Here is a 1499-nt window from a genome sequence, read left to right as displayed (position 1 = left end):
GCCAGGTAGCGAATCGCTCTGGCGGCGAAGGCTTGTGCGTTGGCCAGCTCGCCCTGTGCGAAATACAGCATCGCCGAGAAGACCACGCCCAGCAGCAAGTCCGCAGGCAGCCGCGGCAGGTCGCCGATAAAGATGGCAAGGCCGCCCAGATGCAGCATCCGGTCAGGATAGGCCGCGTCCATCGCGTCCTTCATATAGGCGAGCGGACTGCCCATCCACAGCATGGCAATGATGGTGGCGGCGCACAGCATGCGCGCCGGCCATTTGATATCCGGCGACGGCGCCCATCTGGCGGAGATGTGATAAGTCGCCAGCCCCAGGAGCCACAGCGGAAAGTAAGCCACAATGCGCGGTCCTGCAGCCAGCATCGACAGCCCAACGAGCACGACGCGCGCACGCCCTTTCGCAAAGAAGAAGGCCGCAAAGATCACGTAATACCAGAACTCAAAGGCCAGCGACCAGAAGGCGCGATTCGATAGCGCCGTGATCGTGAAGTTCCACGACTCCTGCATGAAGAGGAGGTTGGCGAGCAGACGCACAAGCGATTGCTGGTGATCCGGCAAAGAATAAAGTGCCGGCGCCACCGACATCCCTACCCCATCCAGCACCAGGGTCAGCGCCAGCGCGGGCGCCACCACCGAATACAAACGCCCCAGCCGTGCCGCCRCATAATCGGCGAATACGCGCTCGCGCGTCGCCGTCACGTAAGCGATGACATAGCCGGATATAACGAAGAACACGACCACCGCTYCGTGCCCCCAGCGCACCCAGGGGAAGACCGCGTTGATGCTGACATTGGTCAGGTGGCTGAGGAAAACTACCATCGCCGCAATGAAGCGCGCGGCATCAAGAAATAGCGATGCGGAAGGTGTCATGCGATGCTCTTCAAAAAGTTAATCTTTTTACAGCATGATGACACAAAAAAACCGGGGCTAGCCCCGGTTTCTTTTTTACGCCAGCTTACCGTGGCAAGCTTTGTACTTCTTACCACTGCCGCATGGGCAAGGATCGTTGCGACCGACCTTGACGCCCATTTGCAGCATCGCTTCGACCTGCTCCGGCGCCGCGGTTGGCGCCAGCAGTTCTTCCGGTGCCGCGTTCGGGTTGAAATCGGCGTGCTGGTAGTGCACGTTCTCCACGTGGGGCTGCGCCATCGCTGCTTCCGCCGCGTCGATCTCTTCGCGCGACTGGATGCGGACCGTCATCACCATGCGGGTCACTTCGTTCTTGATCATGTCCAGCATCTGGCCGAACAGCTCGAAGGCTTCGCGCTTGTATTCCTGCTTCGGGTTCTTCTGCGCATAGCCGCGCAGGTGGATACCCTGGCGCAGGTGATCCAGTGCGGCAAGGTGCTCGCGCCAGTGCGAGTCCACCGATTGCAGCATCACATTGCGTTCGAAGCCACCGAAAGCTTCCTTGCCGACGATGTCGATCTTGGCCTGGTATTGCTGATCCGCCGCGGCGATCACGCGTTCCAGGATGTCTTCGTCGGTGATGGA

The 1499-nt window shown here is 60.3% G+C and carries 2 protein-coding genes; both read right to left on the bottom strand.

Annotated elements, in window-relative coordinates; all coding sequences use genetic code 11:
* Window positions 1-875: acyltransferase family protein (locus tag AB4Z11_RS31450; RefSeq protein ID WP_442030065.1), on the bottom strand; the 875-nt coding region annotated here is incomplete at its 3' end.
* Between the two features lie 75 nt (window positions 876-950).
* The coding region (locus tag AB4Z11_RS31445; protein ID WP_442030063.1) for an SEC-C metal-binding domain-containing protein at window positions 951-1499 on the bottom strand (549 nt) is incomplete at its 5' end.

Origin of the sequence: Pseudoduganella sp. RAF53_2 (assembly GCF_052113985.1) — a bacterium.
Taxonomy (GTDB): Bacteria; Pseudomonadota; Gammaproteobacteria; order Burkholderiales; family Burkholderiaceae_D; genus Rugamonas.
The sequence above is the reverse complement of the archived record's forward strand: the minus strand, read 5'-3'. Positions and strand labels throughout refer to the sequence as shown.